The sequence below is a fragment of the Piscibacillus salipiscarius JCM 13188 genome (genome assembly GCF_001311865.1).
GTDB lineage: Bacteria > Bacillota > Bacilli > Bacillales > Alkalibacillaceae > Piscibacillus > Piscibacillus salipiscarius.
This window is the reverse complement of the sequence record NZ_BBCD01000004.1, coordinates 1-15,306: the sequence shown is the minus strand read 5'-3', so window position 1 is coordinate 15,306 and position 15,306 is coordinate 1. Positions and strand designations below refer to the sequence as shown.

The 15,306-nt window shown below is 38.0% G+C and carries 13 protein-coding genes and 6 pseudogenes; 6 read left to right on the top strand and 13 right to left on the bottom strand.

Annotated elements, in window-relative coordinates:
- Position 1: 1 nt before the first annotated feature.
- The 4 genes and pseudogenes from pstC to JCM13188_RS03935 all read right to left on the bottom strand — a co-directional run bounded on the left by pstC (position 2) and on the right by JCM13188_RS03935 (position 2,759).
- Positions 2-906 (bottom strand): annotated as a pseudogene (pstC, locus tag JCM13188_RS03950) (phosphate ABC transporter permease subunit PstC).
- 99 nt (positions 907-1,005) lie between these two features.
- Positions 1,006-1,980 (bottom strand): annotated as a pseudogene (locus JCM13188_RS03945) (PstS family phosphate ABC transporter substrate-binding protein).
- 176 nt (positions 1,981-2,156) lie between these two features.
- A pseudogene (locus JCM13188_RS03940) lies at positions 2,157-2,478 on the bottom strand (DMT family transporter).
- Complete coding sequence (locus JCM13188_RS03935; protein WP_439646604.1) at positions 2,478-2,759, bottom strand: DMT family transporter; 282 nt, start codon at positions 2,757-2,759, stop codon at positions 2,478-2,480. Before JCM13188_RS03935 ends, JCM13188_RS03940 begins: the two are co-directional and overlap by 1 nt.
- Before the next feature lie 233 nt (positions 2,760-2,992).
- On the opposite strand from JCM13188_RS03935, the gene JCM13188_RS17840 reads away from it, so the two are divergent.
- The gene (locus JCM13188_RS17840) at positions 2,993-3,229 is read left to right on the top strand and encodes a polysaccharide deacetylase family protein (RefSeq protein ID WP_279401358.1); all 237 of its coding nucleotides are present in this window, start codon (positions 2,993-2,995) and stop codon (positions 3,227-3,229) included.
- Positions 3,174-3,662 carry a polysaccharide deacetylase family protein gene (locus tag JCM13188_RS03930; RefSeq protein WP_054752292.1) on the top strand — a complete coding sequence of 163 codons (489 nt, stop codon included), beginning with the start codon at positions 3,174-3,176 and terminating at the stop codon, positions 3,660-3,662. The genes JCM13188_RS17840 and JCM13188_RS03930 overlap by 56 nt, the downstream gene beginning before the upstream one ends.
- Positions 3,663-3,953: 291 nt before the next feature.
- Here the strand turns inward: JCM13188_RS03930 and JCM13188_RS03925 are convergent, their stop codons facing one another.
- The gene (locus JCM13188_RS03925; protein ID WP_054752291.1) at positions 3,954-4,568 is read right to left on the bottom strand and encodes a spore coat protein; all 615 of its coding nucleotides are present in this window, start codon (positions 4,566-4,568) and stop codon (positions 3,954-3,956) included.
- Between the two features lie 252 nt (positions 4,569-4,820).
- Here JCM13188_RS03925 and JCM13188_RS03920 point away from each other — a divergent pair, with 252 nt between their 5' ends.
- From JCM13188_RS03920 to JCM13188_RS03910, 3 genes are all read left to right on the top strand, one after another.
- The gene (locus JCM13188_RS03920; RefSeq protein WP_054752289.1) at positions 4,821-5,054 is read left to right on the top strand and encodes a hypothetical protein; all 234 of its coding nucleotides are present in this window, start codon (positions 4,821-4,823) and stop codon (positions 5,052-5,054) included.
- Positions 5,055-5,166: 112 nt separating this feature from the next.
- Complete coding sequence (locus tag JCM13188_RS03915; RefSeq protein WP_054752287.1) at positions 5,167-5,688, top strand: ABC transporter permease subunit; 522 nt, start codon at positions 5,167-5,169, stop codon at positions 5,686-5,688.
- On the top strand, positions 5,681-6,445 hold the full coding sequence (locus JCM13188_RS03910; RefSeq protein ID WP_054752284.1) for an ABC transporter permease subunit: 765 nt from the start codon (positions 5,681-5,683) through the stop codon (positions 6,443-6,445). The genes JCM13188_RS03915 and JCM13188_RS03910 overlap by 8 nt, the downstream gene beginning before the upstream one ends.
- 190 nt (positions 6,446-6,635) lie before the next feature.
- Here JCM13188_RS03910 and JCM13188_RS03905 read toward each other — a convergent pair whose 3' ends face one another.
- From JCM13188_RS03905 to cysK, 8 genes and pseudogenes are all read right to left on the bottom strand, one after another.
- Positions 6,636-7,106 (bottom strand): S-ribosylhomocysteine lyase, encoded by a 471-nt coding sequence (locus tag JCM13188_RS03905; RefSeq protein WP_054752281.1) that lies wholly within the window; start codon positions 7,104-7,106, stop codon positions 6,636-6,638.
- A gap of 72 nt (positions 7,107-7,178) precedes the next feature.
- Positions 7,179-7,988 carry a pyridoxine/pyridoxal/pyridoxamine kinase gene (gene pdxK / locus JCM13188_RS03900; protein WP_054752279.1) on the bottom strand — a complete coding sequence of 270 codons (810 nt, stop codon included), beginning with the start codon at positions 7,986-7,988 and terminating at the stop codon, positions 7,179-7,181.
- An 83-nt stretch (positions 7,989-8,071) separates the two neighbouring features.
- On the bottom strand, positions 8,072-9,313 hold the full coding sequence (locus tag JCM13188_RS03895; protein WP_054752277.1) for an MFS transporter: 1,242 nt from the start codon (positions 9,311-9,313) through the stop codon (positions 8,072-8,074).
- Positions 9,314-9,685: 372 nt separating this feature from the next.
- A pseudogene (locus tag JCM13188_RS03890) lies at positions 9,686-10,421 on the bottom strand (ABC transporter ATP-binding protein).
- 4 nt (positions 10,422-10,425) lie between these two features.
- Positions 10,426-10,788, bottom strand: coding sequence for an ABC transporter permease (locus tag JCM13188_RS20330; RefSeq protein ID WP_369404828.1), 363 nt, complete (start codon positions 10,786-10,788; stop codon positions 10,426-10,428).
- Positions 10,698-11,897 carry an ABC transporter permease gene (locus JCM13188_RS03885; protein ID WP_369404808.1) on the bottom strand — a complete coding sequence of 400 codons (1,200 nt, stop codon included), beginning with the start codon at positions 11,895-11,897 and terminating at the stop codon, positions 10,698-10,700. Before JCM13188_RS03885 ends, JCM13188_RS20330 begins: the two co-directional genes overlap by 91 nt.
- A 278-nt stretch (positions 11,898-12,175) precedes the next feature.
- Positions 12,176-13,172: pseudogene (locus JCM13188_RS03880) on the bottom strand (Fe(3+) ABC transporter substrate-binding protein).
- 205 nt (positions 13,173-13,377) lie between these two features.
- Positions 13,378-14,306 (bottom strand): annotated as a pseudogene (gene cysK / locus JCM13188_RS03875) (cysteine synthase A).
- Positions 14,307-14,460: 154 nt separating this feature from the next.
- Between cysK and kynA the strand changes: the two are divergent.
- The gene (kynA, locus tag JCM13188_RS03870) at positions 14,461-15,288 is read left to right on the top strand and encodes a tryptophan 2,3-dioxygenase (protein WP_054752275.1); all 828 of its coding nucleotides are present in this window, start codon (positions 14,461-14,463) and stop codon (positions 15,286-15,288) included.
- Positions 15,289-15,306 lie beyond the last annotated feature (18 nt).

Genomic DNA, 15,306 nt, shown 5'->3' with positions numbered 1-15,306 from the left:
GTTAGTATTCCTCCCTAAATTTACGGGACACGTAACGTGCTAGTAAATTCATGAGTAATGTGAAAACAAACAAGGTCATCGCTACGGCATATAAGCTAAAGTAAATAGTTGAACCAGCCGGGGCCTCACCACCAGCGACTTCTACGATATATGCAGTCATTGTCTGCATTGACTGAGTAATATCAAACGTAAAGTTTTTCGAGCTTCCACTTGCAATGGTGACAATCATCGTCTCTCCGATTGCACGGGAGATTCCTAAAATAAATGAAGCAATAATACCAGATAAGGCAGCTGGAATCACAACTTTAAAAGTCGATTCGAGCTTTGTTGCACCTAATGCAAAAGCACCTTCGCGAATAGAGTTCGGTACTGAACTCATTGCATCTTCTGATAAGGATGCGATCATTGGAATAATCATGACACCCATGACGATTCCAGGGCTTAAAATATTCGTGGCATCAATTGACGGCCAAATAGACCTTAGTAAAGGTGTCACAAACGTAAAGGCGAAAAACCCATATACGATTGTAGGAATACCGGCTAAAATTTCTAGCATAGGTTTCAATGTTCTTCTGACGCGATCTGATGCGTATTCACTTAAATAGATTGCAGCCATCATGCCAATTGGGCCAGCTACTAACATGGCAATGAGGGATGACATGATCGTCCCGTTAATTAAAGGCAAAATCCCGAATTCTGGGTTCTGACTTAAAGGTTTTAGCACAGTTCCTGTGAAGAATTCTGTTATAGGAACCCTTTTGAAAAACTCAATCGTTTCACTGAGTAATGTGTAAATAATACCAATGGTCGTTAAAATAGAAATAAGAGCAAATAGAAATAATATTGATGGAATAAGTTTTTCAAAAAGTGATGATAAATTTTGGATTTACGTTTTTGTTCAATCATGTCTTGGACTGATTCGCTTCGTGATGTCATAAGAACTTTTCCTCCTTTCAAGGAAAAAAGCAAACTAAAATGAGAGCATTGAAGCTCTCATTCTAGTGGTTACTTCAATTCTTTAAGTTCGTTTGCTAGTTTTTAGTTTCCTCATCTGGCAATGGAGCAAAGCCAACTTCACCAGCATAGTTATTGACGTTTTTCCATTAACCAAATGGCATAATCAAGTACTTGAGGCTTCTCTTTTGCGTGGTTAACATTTAAATAAGTGAATACTGGACGTGTAAAGTTTGCATAAGGACCATCTTCAGCGATTGTCTCAAGCGACGGAGCTACAGGTCCGTTACCAAAGTCTACTTTAACGGCTTTTACTTTATCTTTATTGTTGTCATAGTAACCAAAACCGAAGAAACCAATCGCATTTTTGTCTTCTGAAACTAGCTTAACTAGAGTGGAATATTCCTGTTGTAAATTAATGCTTGATGCTAGGTCTTGTTCACCTAGAATTTCTTCGTAGAAAAACTCATACGTTCCATGGTTTTCGTTAGGGCCATACGTTTGAATCTTTTCATCTGGCCAGTCAGGGTTAATGTCTGACCACTTTGTATATTTACCCATGAAGATATCTTTGACTTGCTGTTCAGTTAATTCTGTTGCGAAATCATTTTCAGGGTTGATGACAATTGAGATACCATCTAATGCGACTTTTAACTCTTTATACTCAATTCCTAATTCTTTAGCTTTAGCTTTCTCTTCTTCTTTAATTTGACGGGATGCATCATTAAAATCTGTTCCATTTTCGACTAAAAATCTCTCGAATCCTGCGCTTGTACCAGAACGACTTACTTCAACTGATACGTTAGGCTGTGAATTAATCATGTATTCCTCAGCCATTTTTGCCATTAACGGATAAACAGTTCCAGATCCATCGATGACAACACTACCTTCTAATTCTTGACTTCCTTTTTCATTATTGTCTCCGCTTGCTGCTTCAATAGAACCCTCATCGGATCCACAAGCAGCTAATGCTACTAATGCTAGAGATAAGATTGATAGAATGAAAAGCTTTGACCATTTAGTCATTTGGAATGTCCCCCTTAGGAATGTTCTAATTTTTCGTTACAAATTCATCATAAAAGGGATTGTTTCAAATGTCTGTAAAGTAAGTGTAAAGATAAGGTTAAGAAATTGTAAATCCTTGATTTGGCGGGAGGTGAAGGGGGATAAAGAAAAACCATTCAGAACTAAATTCTGAATGGTTAAGCAGGCGACACTAATTTTAAACCGACTGTCGCTGTGATAATAACTGAAATAAATAATATTCTAAAAACTGTCGCACGTTCTTTAAACCAGATAATTCCGACTATGGCTCCACCAGCAGCGCCAATTCCAGTCCAAATTGCATACGCTGTCCCCATAGGTAAAACGGTCATGGCAACGGATAGAAGTACAAAACTTAACGAGAAGGCTAAAATAAGCATAAAGAGTGACGACCATGTTTTTTTCTGATGGTAAACATTAATCATTAAAAACGCCTAACATTTCAAAGATGCCTGCAAAAATCAAAGATGTCCAGTACATTAAGTTTCACCTCGTTCAATTGTGACTAGTTTAAGACCCACGACTCCAAATAATAAAAGCACAATAAAGCCGACTTTAACAAAGCTAAAGGGCTCGTCGAAAAATAAGATATCAGATGCGACTGTACCAGCTGTTCCAAGTCCGACAAATACGGCATAGGACGTGCCAACTGGTAGCTTTTCGCCGGCCATAATAAGCAAGTAAAAGCTTATAAAAATGGCGATAACGGTCATCAGCCATTCAATTAATGTATCAGCATGTTTAAGTCCGATTACCCACATAACTTCAAAAAGCGCCTATAATGACTTGAATCCAAGCGCGCTGCATCAGATCACCCCTTATTTATAGAGAAGGCCCGAGAGAATAGCTCTCTCGGGCGAAAATTCATATATTTAAATTTTATCACTGGTATTCAGTGAATTCTATTGAAACGGGTTATGATGAATAATTTTATCGGATTTGGATAAATTATGACACACGATTCAAAATGCCTTTTGGAAAGCGAGGCATGATTATGATAAAATCATTATTTATTGTTGGAATAATTGGTATTACGAGTTTGTCGTCAAGTTTAGCTGCTGATGAGGAAAGGTCATTTCCTGTGTACAAAGTGGATCAAGATTATATTTCATCACTCCCAAGGCAATACGTAGCCTTAACCTTTGATGATGGTCCTTCGGAGTACACAAAAGTGATTGCTGATATTTTGTCAGAACGGGGGAGTAGCTGGGACATTCTTTTTTATAGGTGAGAAAATTGAGGAACACCCTGAAATTGTTCATTATGTCAAGGACCAAGGGCATATGGTGGGCAGTCATTCTTATGAACATAACAATTTGACTGAGCTTACGCCTCAACTATTAGAAAATGATATGTTAGAGGCAGTTACAGGGCTCGAAGGCTTAGTCGGTCATCAAGTAGAGTTGTTCAGACCGCCGTTTGGTTCTGCAGATGAAGAAGTCGTTGAAGTGGTGAAAGATCAAGGCCTTAAGATGGTCATGTGGAACCGAGACCCTAAAGACTGGAATCGAGCTGAAGCCCAAGATATTCTAGACTATTTTTATACCGTTGATTCTGCAGGTGGCATCTACATTTTACATGAAAATCCTGATACGGTAGAAGCCTTGCCGCAAATTTTAGATTATTTACAATCGGAAGATCTTCAAGTTGTCGGATTACAGTAAAGAAGACCTTCTCAAAAAAAAAGAAGCATTTGCGCTGGATGCAAATGCTTCTTTTTAAATTACTCATCTGAATCGCTATTCTCTTTGTTTCCTTTTGCGTATTTACCTTGACGGCCATATTCCTTGTTTGTTTTCTCTTTGCGGTTTTCGCCACTCTTTCCTTGGTTGTTTGCCACTAGAATCAGCTTCCTTTGGTTTTATTTACCCCTTGTCCAAAAAATTAATCGAATTAATTAATTTATTTTCTAAGAATATGTAAAAAACCCGTCAAATAGGACGGGTTTTAAAACGCTAATGTTGTTGTTGTGATGCTTTAGTAAAACCGTTAAGCAGTTGATCTTGAGTTTGTTGATCAAACTGTGCCACCTGATAATAGCCATTGTCATTTTGGTATAAGAAAATTTCATATGCCATCTCACAAATGTTAGGAATACTGTCCTGTAACACACGACGTACAACAGGGTTTGTTGCTTCAAGAGCTGCCATGGTTGCACCTGATGCACACTGTTTCAAATGACCTAACATAAATCCTGAGTAACATTCATCATTAAGCTGTGAAGGGTTTTCCTTAGGTGACTTAGGTTGACCTGGAGTTAAACCGTAAGTAACATCGTTGCTTAATTCCATGTTATAAGTGGTTGTCGGTTGGGGAGGGCGCTGTCCAGATTGGTAAGCATCCACTAGTGTGTTATAGGTTTGCTTTAAATGTTGATGTTGCTTGTTTAAGATCGTTTTTAAATTTTGATCTTGAATACCTTGTTCGTAAATTTTGTAGTGCTCCATTGTACCGATTAAACCACCTAATACTTCTTTTACATCGTATATTTCATGTGCTGAATGGCTTTGTTGAGCTGGCATTTGATTTGAGTTTTTCATTTGACTATTTGGGTTCTGTTGCTGATGCATAGTCATTCCTCCTTTATAATTTGGATTACATTATTAAGGTGGTTCAAAACACGTTTAAATATGCAGTTTCAATACTGTTACTTACTATAAATTGTTTTAAAAATTACCATTAGGCAAGAAGTATGATTCACTAGTAATCCTACAAAATAACTATAAGTCGCTTACAATTTGATGAATAAATGTTATTATAAAATTAAATATATTTAGACAAATTGGGCCAACAGGCTCTTTTTAAATTATAGGGGAATAGACATGTATCGAACGATCTCAACATTGTGTTTAGTTGGCGCTGTCATTTTTATATTAGCTAGCTTACCGTTAACTGTAACAATTTTCGGTGATTCACTACTCATTGAATGGTCCATCATTTATGATAAAACGTTAGCATACTTTAACGGGGTTTTGTCAGGAGAATCATTTACATATACAGAAGGCAAGGATCGGACTCAGCACTTTTTTTTGCAGATGTACCAAGTCATTTTATGACCTCATTTTTATACTTATTAGTAGCTGCTTTAATTGCAATTTCATTATCTTTGGTCTTATCGATATGGGTTAGTTTGACTAAAAAGGAATGGGTTAAAGATGTAATAGGTTTTTGAGTGTCATTCCAGACTTCATCATGATTATCTTTTTACAACTAGTGGTTGTTTATATTTACGAGGAATACGGAGTTGCTGTATCAAGAGTGGCCACGAAATCTTCTGAAGAACCAGCTGTACTATTGCCATTAATCGTGATGATTTTAATACCGCTCATTTATCTAATTCGTAATTTATCTGAGAGAACATTTGATGTGATGGGAGAAGACTACATTTTAAATGCAAAAGCAAAAGGAATAAGGCGGTTACCTATTATCTTCAACCATGTTATCCGAAATGTATTGCCATTTTTAAAAGCAGACTTACATAAAATACTTGCGATTATGATGTCAAACCTATTTATAGTTGAGTATTTGTTTAATATCAATGGCTTATCGGCTTTTATTTTTAATAATTACTCGTATCAGTTTAATTTAACGGTCAATACGCTGATCGCATTAATGGTTGTCTATATGCTTTTATACCTATGTCTAACCTTATTTATTCGTTTTCTCGAAAGGATTTTTGCTAATGACTAATTGGAGACTTTGGACAGGGTTAAGCTTAACTCTAATACTGATCATCATCGCAATTATCGGACCATTTATTGCGCCATATGATGATAATTACACAATGGAAGTAGAGTATATCTCACAAGGTGAAGATTATGAAATGGTTACAAACCCTGCGCCACCATCAGCTAAGCATCCATTTGGGACGGATCAGTGGGGTTATGATATATTGACGTTGTTATTGTATGGAGCGAAATATACGATTTTTATTAGTTTATTCGTAGCCTTTATAAGAGTTGTCGTTGGTGGAGGCCTCGGCATTTTAGTTGGAAATCTGAACAATTCTAAATCGAATAAATTAGGGTTCGGTTTTGGTTTGTTAGGGGGAATCCCGCAATTTTTAGTGTTATATTTCGTGTTAGTCGGAATTACCATTAATTCTACATTATCCGTGTTTGAACTAACTACTCTTCAAACCGTCCTAATGGTGTTAATCGGCATTCCAGGGGTGTTTTCGGCAACTAAAAGTAAGACTATTGAACTGAAAAAGAACGAGTTTATAACCGCATCTAAGTCATTAGGCGCCAGTCCTTGGTGGGTGACCACTAAGCAAGTTTTCCCTCATCTAAAAGGGACCCTTTTATCGATGATGGTAAAAGAAATGATTCTTACACTGACTCTGATTGGTCAGCTAGGGATCTTTAAGTTATTTTTAGGTGGAACAATTCTAAGGTTGCATGGTCCTGAGGTTTACCTTTCTAAAACAATGAATGGGCAGGGTTGATCGGACAGTGGCAATCGTTTCTTTATAATTACGAATGGATTATATGGTATCCGCTTGCAGCATTTGTTTTTACCATTTTTCGTTTTATTTATTATCTAGGGGAATAGAGATTCATCAACGAGACCAATTGAAGCGGTATCCACATATCTAAATAAATGAGCCGTGATGTTAAGCATCACGGCTCGAGTTTTTAGTCATCTCCGAAGACTTGTTCCCAATCGCTTCGTTGATCTAACATTTCTTGAGCGAGCTGTTTAGCACCTTCTAGACTATGGTTTGCGGCCCATCCGCACTGAACTTCATTACAGGCTGGTACTTCATCAGCAGCTAAAACGTCTTTAAACGTTTGCTCTAATGCATTCAAAATTTCATCATAATCATCATGATTTAATACGGCTAGATAAAACCCAGTCTGACAACCCATTGGACTTATATCAACGACATGATCTAAGTGATTACGAATATTTTCGGCCATTAAATGTTCGATAGAATGTAGGGCATCCATGTCCATGTGCGCTTTATTGGGTTGTTTAAAACGGATGTCATATTTATGGATTTTGTCTCCGTTTGGGCCTTCCGTAACACCAACTAAGCGAACATAAGGTGCTTTGACTTTTGTATGGTCTAAGTTAAAGCTTTCAACATTCATTTTATTAGCCATTTAGCATTCTCCTCTCAATGGTTTTGTGTATTAAAAAAAACCGAGAAATCGGCACAAGCCGACCTCCCAGTTTTAGACATTAACGTGGTTATGGCGATTCGCAAATTGATTAACCGAACCTACATATTGATTTAATTCTGATGCGCCTTCAATCGCATTTGTAATAAATGTTTTAGCTGATTTAATGGCTTCTAAAGGCTCTTGCCCTTTGGCGATATAAGCCGTAATCGCAGATGCAAATGTGCAGCCTGCACCGTGTGTGTAAGTTGTGTCGATGGCATCTGTTTCAATTAAGATGAACTCATCCCCAGCATAAAATACATCAACAGCTTTGTCGCCTTCAACTTCTGAACCGCCTTTGACGATGACGTTTTTAGCGCCTAGTTCGTAAATACGTTTAGCAGCTTCTTTCATTTCGTCTACGGTTGTGATGTTCGACATACCTGCCAGCTGTCCTGCTTCAAATAAGTTAGGCGTTGTCACTAGTGCTTTTGGTACTAAAACATCACGTAATGCTTCAGAGTTTTCAGGATGTAGAGCTTCGTCCTGACCTTTACACACTAAAACAGGGTCAATAACAGCCGGTAAGTTATGCTTCTCAATCACCTCAGCCGCAAGTTTGATCACTTCCGCTGTTGGAAGCATACCTGTCTTCATAATATCAACACCTACACCATCTAGAATCGTGTGCAGTTGTGCTTTTACTGTATCAAGCTCGATTGGATACACATCATGCGCCCAGCTTGTCGATGGGTTTTGTGCAACAATCGTTGTTAAAGCTGTCATCGGATAGATGCCAATTTCTTGAGATGTTTTAATATCTGCTTGAATGCCTGCTCCACCACTGGTGTCAGAGCCAGCTAATACTAACGCTTTTTTCATGGAGACTCCCTCACTTTCTTAGTTCCTGTTTGTATTTTAAGACAATTTCATACTTATGACAAATAAGTTATATTAGTAAATTTTTAAGACGTAGAATGCTTGGTCCTAGAACGAACCGATGATTCTGCATGATCTTCTCTGAATTTGATGAAAAAGAGAATAAGACCACAGGCAAATAGCATTGCACTTGTCATGATAAAGACAGATGAAATGTTGTAAAAACCAGCCACCACTCCGCCTAAGACAGGTCCGAGCATGTTACCTAAGAATCGGAGGCTTGTATTGTAACCCATCACTTCACCTTGCATGTTAATTGGTGCGACCTGGCGAATGTATGCCATTCTAACCGGAATAATTCCGCCGAGTGTGACTCCGAGCAAGAATCTCACAATAACAAGCTGCCATACTTCAGTAACGAACGCACCAGGTAAATAAACTAATCCAGCTGCTAAGAGCAATGCAATTAGGATCTTTTCATAACCGACTTTATCGGCAATACGGCCCCAGCGTCTCGTCATAAGTAAGTTACCAAGTCCAGTTATGGAAAATGCGATTCCTGAAATGAATGCTAAGTTTTCCGGACCATTTAATTCACTGACATACAGTGCTAGAATCGGCTGCACCGCGAAGTGAGCCACTTGGATAAACATTGATAGAATGATGACTGAAATTAGCATCGGTTGTTTTAAAATAAAAGTTACTACTTCTTTTCTAGAATAACTTTCTTGTTCGTTTTCATCATCTTTTACTTTGAACTCTTTTAATCCAATGATGACAAGGACGCCTGCTAAGAAAATAGTACCTGATGTGAACTGAAAGGCTTGAGCATAACCAAATGTATCGGCTAATACACCACCAAGCATCGGTCCCATTAGCGTACCAGTGACGGTACCTGTTTGTAGCGTCCCCAAAACGCGCCCAGAGATGCCTTTTTCAGTTTGAGTCGATATGAGCGCCTGTGATAAAGGGATAAACCCAGTAAAGACACCCATGACAAATCTTAGTAAAAATAATTGAAAGACCGTTTGAACTTCTCCCATTAGGAAGACACTTGTACCTAAACCAAATGCCGCTATGATTAGGATTGGTTTTCTTCCGTAACGGTCACCTATACGACCCCAGAGCGGGGATACTAAGAACGCGGTTAAGAATGTAATTCCAAATGTATATCCTGCCCATTTTTGTACATAATCATCTGAGAAATTGCCGAACGTCTCGATATAAAGTGAGAGGAACGGCATCACCATTGTCATACTACCTGCCACAAAAAAATTGGCGAACCACATGATCGCCAAATTACGCTTTGCTCGTGAATGCTGATCCATTATATAGACCCTTCTTTCTAATGTTTCGGAACACGTTTATTTCGCTAGGCTAAATAATATCACAATTCCAAGTTGATGTCGAATAACCTGCTTAGGCGGAGTAACAGCAAAGATTTAAGACAGCTTGGGGTCGTGTTCAATCAATTGATTGTCCACATTTTCGAACGAAGTGTCCACATTTTCGATGAAACTGTTCGTATTTTCGCAGGAACTGTTCACGTTTGTAGTTCAACTGTCCGTATTTGGGAGAAAACTGTTCGCATATCAGGGAGAACTGTATGCATCTGCTAGAAAACTGTTCGCATTTCCAGAGAGAGGGGAGGAGGTAGGCAAAATAAAACTCTCGCTTGTTTAAAGCGAGAGGGAGTTTAGTTATAACTTCGACAGCACTCTTGGTTTAACGGCTAATCGCTCAGAAATGTCGCAGTCTGTACCGAAGATTTCTTCAGGAGTTCCTGTATCAGTATCTGACCATTTTTTAAAATGACTATGCGATCTGCTAGTGCTTGTGCATCTTCCTGGTCATGGGTTACAAAAATAGAGGTTACTCCAGTTGTTTTTAAAATTTTACGTAGTTCTTCTCTAATTTTAATTTGTAAATCAGCATCTAAATTACTGAAAGGTTCATCAAAGAGTAATAATTTAGGTTTAGGTGCAAGTGCACGTGCTAAGGCGACTCGTTGCTGCTGGCCACCACTTAATTCATACGGATAACGCTTTTCGTAGCCTTCTAAGTTTACTAGCTCTAAAACTTCTTGCAAGCGTGCCTTTTTTTCTTTGCGTGACCACTTTAATAGGCCAAATTGTATATTTTCCTTTACAGTCATGTGTGGGAATAAAGCATAATCTTGAAATACCATGCCAATTCCACGTTTTTCAGGCTGAACAACTTTGACTGACTGCACATGCAGTCATCACCAACCATAATGTTACCTTTCGTTGGCATTTCTAACCCGGCAATTAATCTTAATAATGTACTTTTACCGCTGCCAGATTCGCCAAGAATAGTCGTAATTTCACCTTGATTAATAGTTAAATTAAACTGGTCAATTGTTCGCTCATCAGTATTTTGATATTGGAAATGTAAGTCTCGGATATGAACAAACATAGGTTTACTCCCTTTCTAACACATAATGGAAAACATAAATTGATAATGCGCTGATCAATATAATTAAAATCGATGGAACTGCCGCCTTTTGAATCATTTCATTCGTGGCATAGTTGAACGCGTTTGTCGCAAGTGTTTCAAAGTTAAAGGGTCTTAAGATTAAAGTTAAAGGTAGTTCTTTTAGTATATCTATAAAAGCTAGAATAAATCCTCCGAATATAGCACCGCGAATTAATTTGATGTCTACTCTAAAAAATGATTGTGTCACACTATTTCCTAGCATACGAGATGCTTCTGTGAAATTCGTTCCGATGCGTTCAAATCCAGATTCAACAGAATTATATGCAACAGCAAGATAACGTACGATATATGCAAAATTAACATAAATACACTTGTACTTAATACGTAAGATGATGTCCATCCCCAATTGTAAATTATTTTGTCAATCCCTATGAATAAGGTGACAACTCCAACTGAGATGACAGCACCAGGTATAGAATAACCTAAAATAGTAATTTTAGGGAAGAGTTTTGCAGTTAAACCGCGATTTAGCCTAGAGAAATTACTTATAACAATTGCCATAATTGTGATCAGTGTTGCACCAGTGAATGCCACAAGTACGGTGTTTCCAATGACGGTTAATAATTCACTTGAGAAAAATTGTTCGTAAGTTAACAAGCTCCAACCGATTAATTGTATAAATGGAATCATAAATGCTAACAGAAAAATGGCCATGCAATAGCTAAAGGCTAGCCACTTATGTCGCCCTTTTAACTTAATGGGCTTTAAAAGCTTTACTTTAGTAGTTGTAAAACTAAACCGCTTACGACCACGAAGCACCCGTTCTAATATAAGTAACCCTAAAATGATCAGCATAAGAGTGCCTGATAGTTTAATCGCTGAGTTTAAATCACCCAATCCAAACCAGGTCTGGAATATGGCAGTTGTAAACGTTTGAATCCCATAATATTTTACAACACCATAGTCATTTAAAACTTCTAAAATAACTAAACTGACACCTGCAACGATCGATGCTCTTGTAATTGGAAGGACGATTTTAAAATAAATTCGCCAAGAGCTACTACCTAAGATTCTGGCGTTTTCAATTAAAGATGTTGACTGGCGAGCAAGAAAGGCTTTCGTGATTGTAAATACATATGGAAATAAGAACATGACAAATATAAAAACAGCCCCAGGCATGTTCATAATATTGAAATAATCTTGATTAACTGTGAGATCAAATTGGTTTCTTAAAGTTGTTTGAATGACGCCTGTATAGTTCAAGATACCGTGATATGTGTATGCACCAATATAAGGTGGGATCGCGAGTGGTAAGATTAATCCCCACTGAAAAAAGCCTCGTAAAGGGAAATCATAAGCTGAAATAATCCATGCGAGACTTGAACCAATCAATGCAGTCAGTAAACCAACAAATATAATTAGAGTAAGAGAATTCGTGATGTAAGTACCAAGCATGTATTCTCTAATATGAGTCCAGTTTTCATTTGATTCACTAAAAATTGAATAATGATGGATAAGTTTGGGAGTAATATAAGGCTGACAAATATGATGCTTAAAATCGTCCAGCTATTCATGTTGTTTTTAATATTTCTAATCCAACTCAAAAGTGTTCACGCCCTTTAGTTCTATCACCATATCCATCTTACAAAAAATAAAGCCTAGAGTAAGCGTTTTTAACTACTTGTTATAAAATAGACAAAATCAGGTTGTTGAGGACAACAACCTGATGATGCTTATTTCCAATTGACTTCATTAAAAATCTTGACTGCTTCAGCGTTATTTTCGCCTAAAATTGATAAATTGATATCTTGTTCTTTAAAGTCTCCCCCATTGCTTAAGTGTGTCAGCAGGTTCGACATTTGGATTAACTGGGTATTCGTAGTTTGCACTTGCAAATTGTTTTTGAACGTCTTCTGACGATAGGAATTCAATTAGCTTTATTGCGTTTTCTTTGTTTTGTGCATGCTTAGTAACAGCAATACCACTAACGTTTACGTGTGTTCCTGTCGTTTCTTGGTTAGGGAAGAAGACACCTAGTTGTTCAGCTACTTTAACTTCTTCTTCATCAGCTGAATTTAACATACCGCCTAAATAATAAGTATTCATGACAGCAATATCACCTTCGCCAGCTGCAACACCTTTCGCTTGGTCTCGGTCACCACCTTGAGGGTCACGTGCCATATTATTTACGATGCCTTCAGCCCAAGCCTTAGCTTCCTCGCGACCATTTAATTCGATTAATGAAGCTAATAGTGATTGGTTATAAATGTTTTCAGAAGAGCGAATTAAAATTCGGTCTTCCCATTTAGAGTTAGTTAAATCTTCGTAAGTAGAAAGTTCACTCGGATCAACGCGATCTTTATGATAGACAATGACACGTGCACGCTTAGTTAATCCGTACCACTCTTGATCTTTGTCGCGTAACTTCTCTGGTATATTTTTATTTAAAGTGTCGCTCTCAACACTTTGCAATAAGCCTTCTTCTTTAGCTCGATGAAGACGTCCTGCATCTGATGTATAGAAAAGATCAGCCGTTTGTTCACCTTCACGTTTCATGCGCTCAATTAATTCATCTGCACTACCTTCAATGACATTAACTTTAATACCTGTTTCCTCTTCAAATTGTTTATAAAGTTCATCGTCAATATCGTAATGGCGACTTGTGTATAAGTTAAGCTCGTCATCCTTAGATGCACTTTGTTCCCCGCCACAAGCAGCTAGGAAAAACATTAATAATACAAGTGAACCGATTAATAATATTTTTTATGCATGTTAGTAACGTCCTTTCTAGATTTGTAATGGATGAGAATAATTATCAATTTCAATTTATATTGTTAATGATAATCATTCTCAAGTCAAGATGTTTTTAGAAATAACTTTAGTTTTTTCACAAATAAAAAAATCCACTCCCATTAAAAGAGTGGATTTTAGCCGATTAAAAATCAAATAAGTCACCAGATAGATAACGTTCACCTGTGTCAGGGGCAATGGCGACAATCACATCACCTGGTTGTTTGCGCTTAGCAACCTCTAACGCAGCGTAAGTCGTAGCACCGCCTGAAGGTCCAACGAGAATACCTTCTTCACGTGCGAGGCGACGAGTCACGTTATAGGCTTGATCGTCTTCAATTTTTAAAATTTCATCGCAAACATCTAAGTTAAGTGTATCAGGAATAAAGCCTGGGCTTGTTCCGACTAGTTTATGTTTCCCAGGTTTACCACCTGATAAGACAGGTGACCCTGCTGGTTCCACGACATGAACCGTTAAATCTTGATAAATCTTCTTAAGTTCTTCACCAGTGCCTGTCACCGTTCCGCCAGTTCCTGAACTTGCTACAAATGCTGAAAGGGGTTTGCCTAAGAAGTCCATTGCTTCTTTAATCTCTTTAGCAGTGGAGTTTCGGTGGGCATCTGGATTCGCTTTGTTTTCAAATTGCATTGGCATAAAGCTGTTTGGAATTTCGTTTAAAAGCTGTTTGGCTTTTTCAATTGCGCCAGGCATTTTTGATCGCCAGGCGTTAACACGACTTCAGCTCCGTAAGCTTTTAGTAAATTGATGCGTTCCTTTGTCATCGTATCCGGCATCACTAGAATCGCTTTATAACCACGTGCAGCCGCATTCATCGCCAGGCCAATGCCTGTGTTGCCGCTCGTTGGCTCGATAATCGTTGAACCTTCTTTTAGTAGACCTTCTTTTTCAGCCTCGACAATCATGTTATAAGCCGCGCGATCTTTAACACTTCCGCTTGGATTAAACATCTCAAGCTTTAAATAGACGTCAGCTCCGTTTGCTGGACTTAGTCGATTTAGTTTAACAAGTGGTGTATCTCCGATTAATTCAGCTATATTATTGACAACACGCATGTTTTCACATCCCTTACAATTTTCATTCAACCTAATCATAGTTTATCAATAGGGATTAGTTGAATTCAAATGCTTAGTTTATCTTATTATAGCATCTTAATTTTGGCCATGAATTATGTGTTAAGATAAAAGAAAAAAGGTAGGGGCTAACTGTATGACATTTAAGAATGAAAAAGGAATCCATACTGATTTTAAAGAGCGAATGACGTATGGTGATTATTTAGATTTAGATTCCATATTGAATGCGCAGCATCGATTGTCCGGTCACCATGATGAGATGTTATTTATCGTCATTCATCAGGTGAGTGAGCTGTGGCTGAAGTTAACGATTCATGAAATTCAGGCGGCTAGCGAAGCCATTCAATCCGGAAATTTTGATAGCGCGTTTAAAAAGCTAGCGCGTGTGTCTAAAATACAGAACCAGATTATACAGGCATGGGATGTGTTAGCTACTATGACGCCGGCTGAATATCTCGAGTTTCGCGACTACTTAGGTCAGGCCTCTGGTTTTCAGTCGTATCAATATCGTATGGTTGAATTCGCTTTAGGTTATAAAACGCCTCACGTGTTAAAAATTTACGAAAAGGACCCTGAACTTCATGCCATGTTAAAAGAGGCTTATGAAGCACCTGGATTATATGATGTAGCAATCGAAGCCTTAGCAAAATCAGGTTTTGACATTAATCAAGAAGTATTAGAACGTGACTATACAAAGACTTATGAGGCGAATGAGAGTGTTGAGGCGGCTTGGATCGAAGTCTATCAAAATGTTGAAAAGTATTGGGATTTATATGAGTTAGCCGAAAAGTTAGTTGATATCGAAGACTGGATGCAGCAGTGGCGTTTCCGTCATATGAAAACGGTCGAGAGAATCATTGGGCATAAAACTGGAACTGGGGGCTCATCAGGTGTTGGTTATTTGAAAAAAGTACTGGATCATTACTTTTTCCCAGAGCTCTGGAACGTTCGTACGAAATTATAATAGAAGACCCCCGTCATC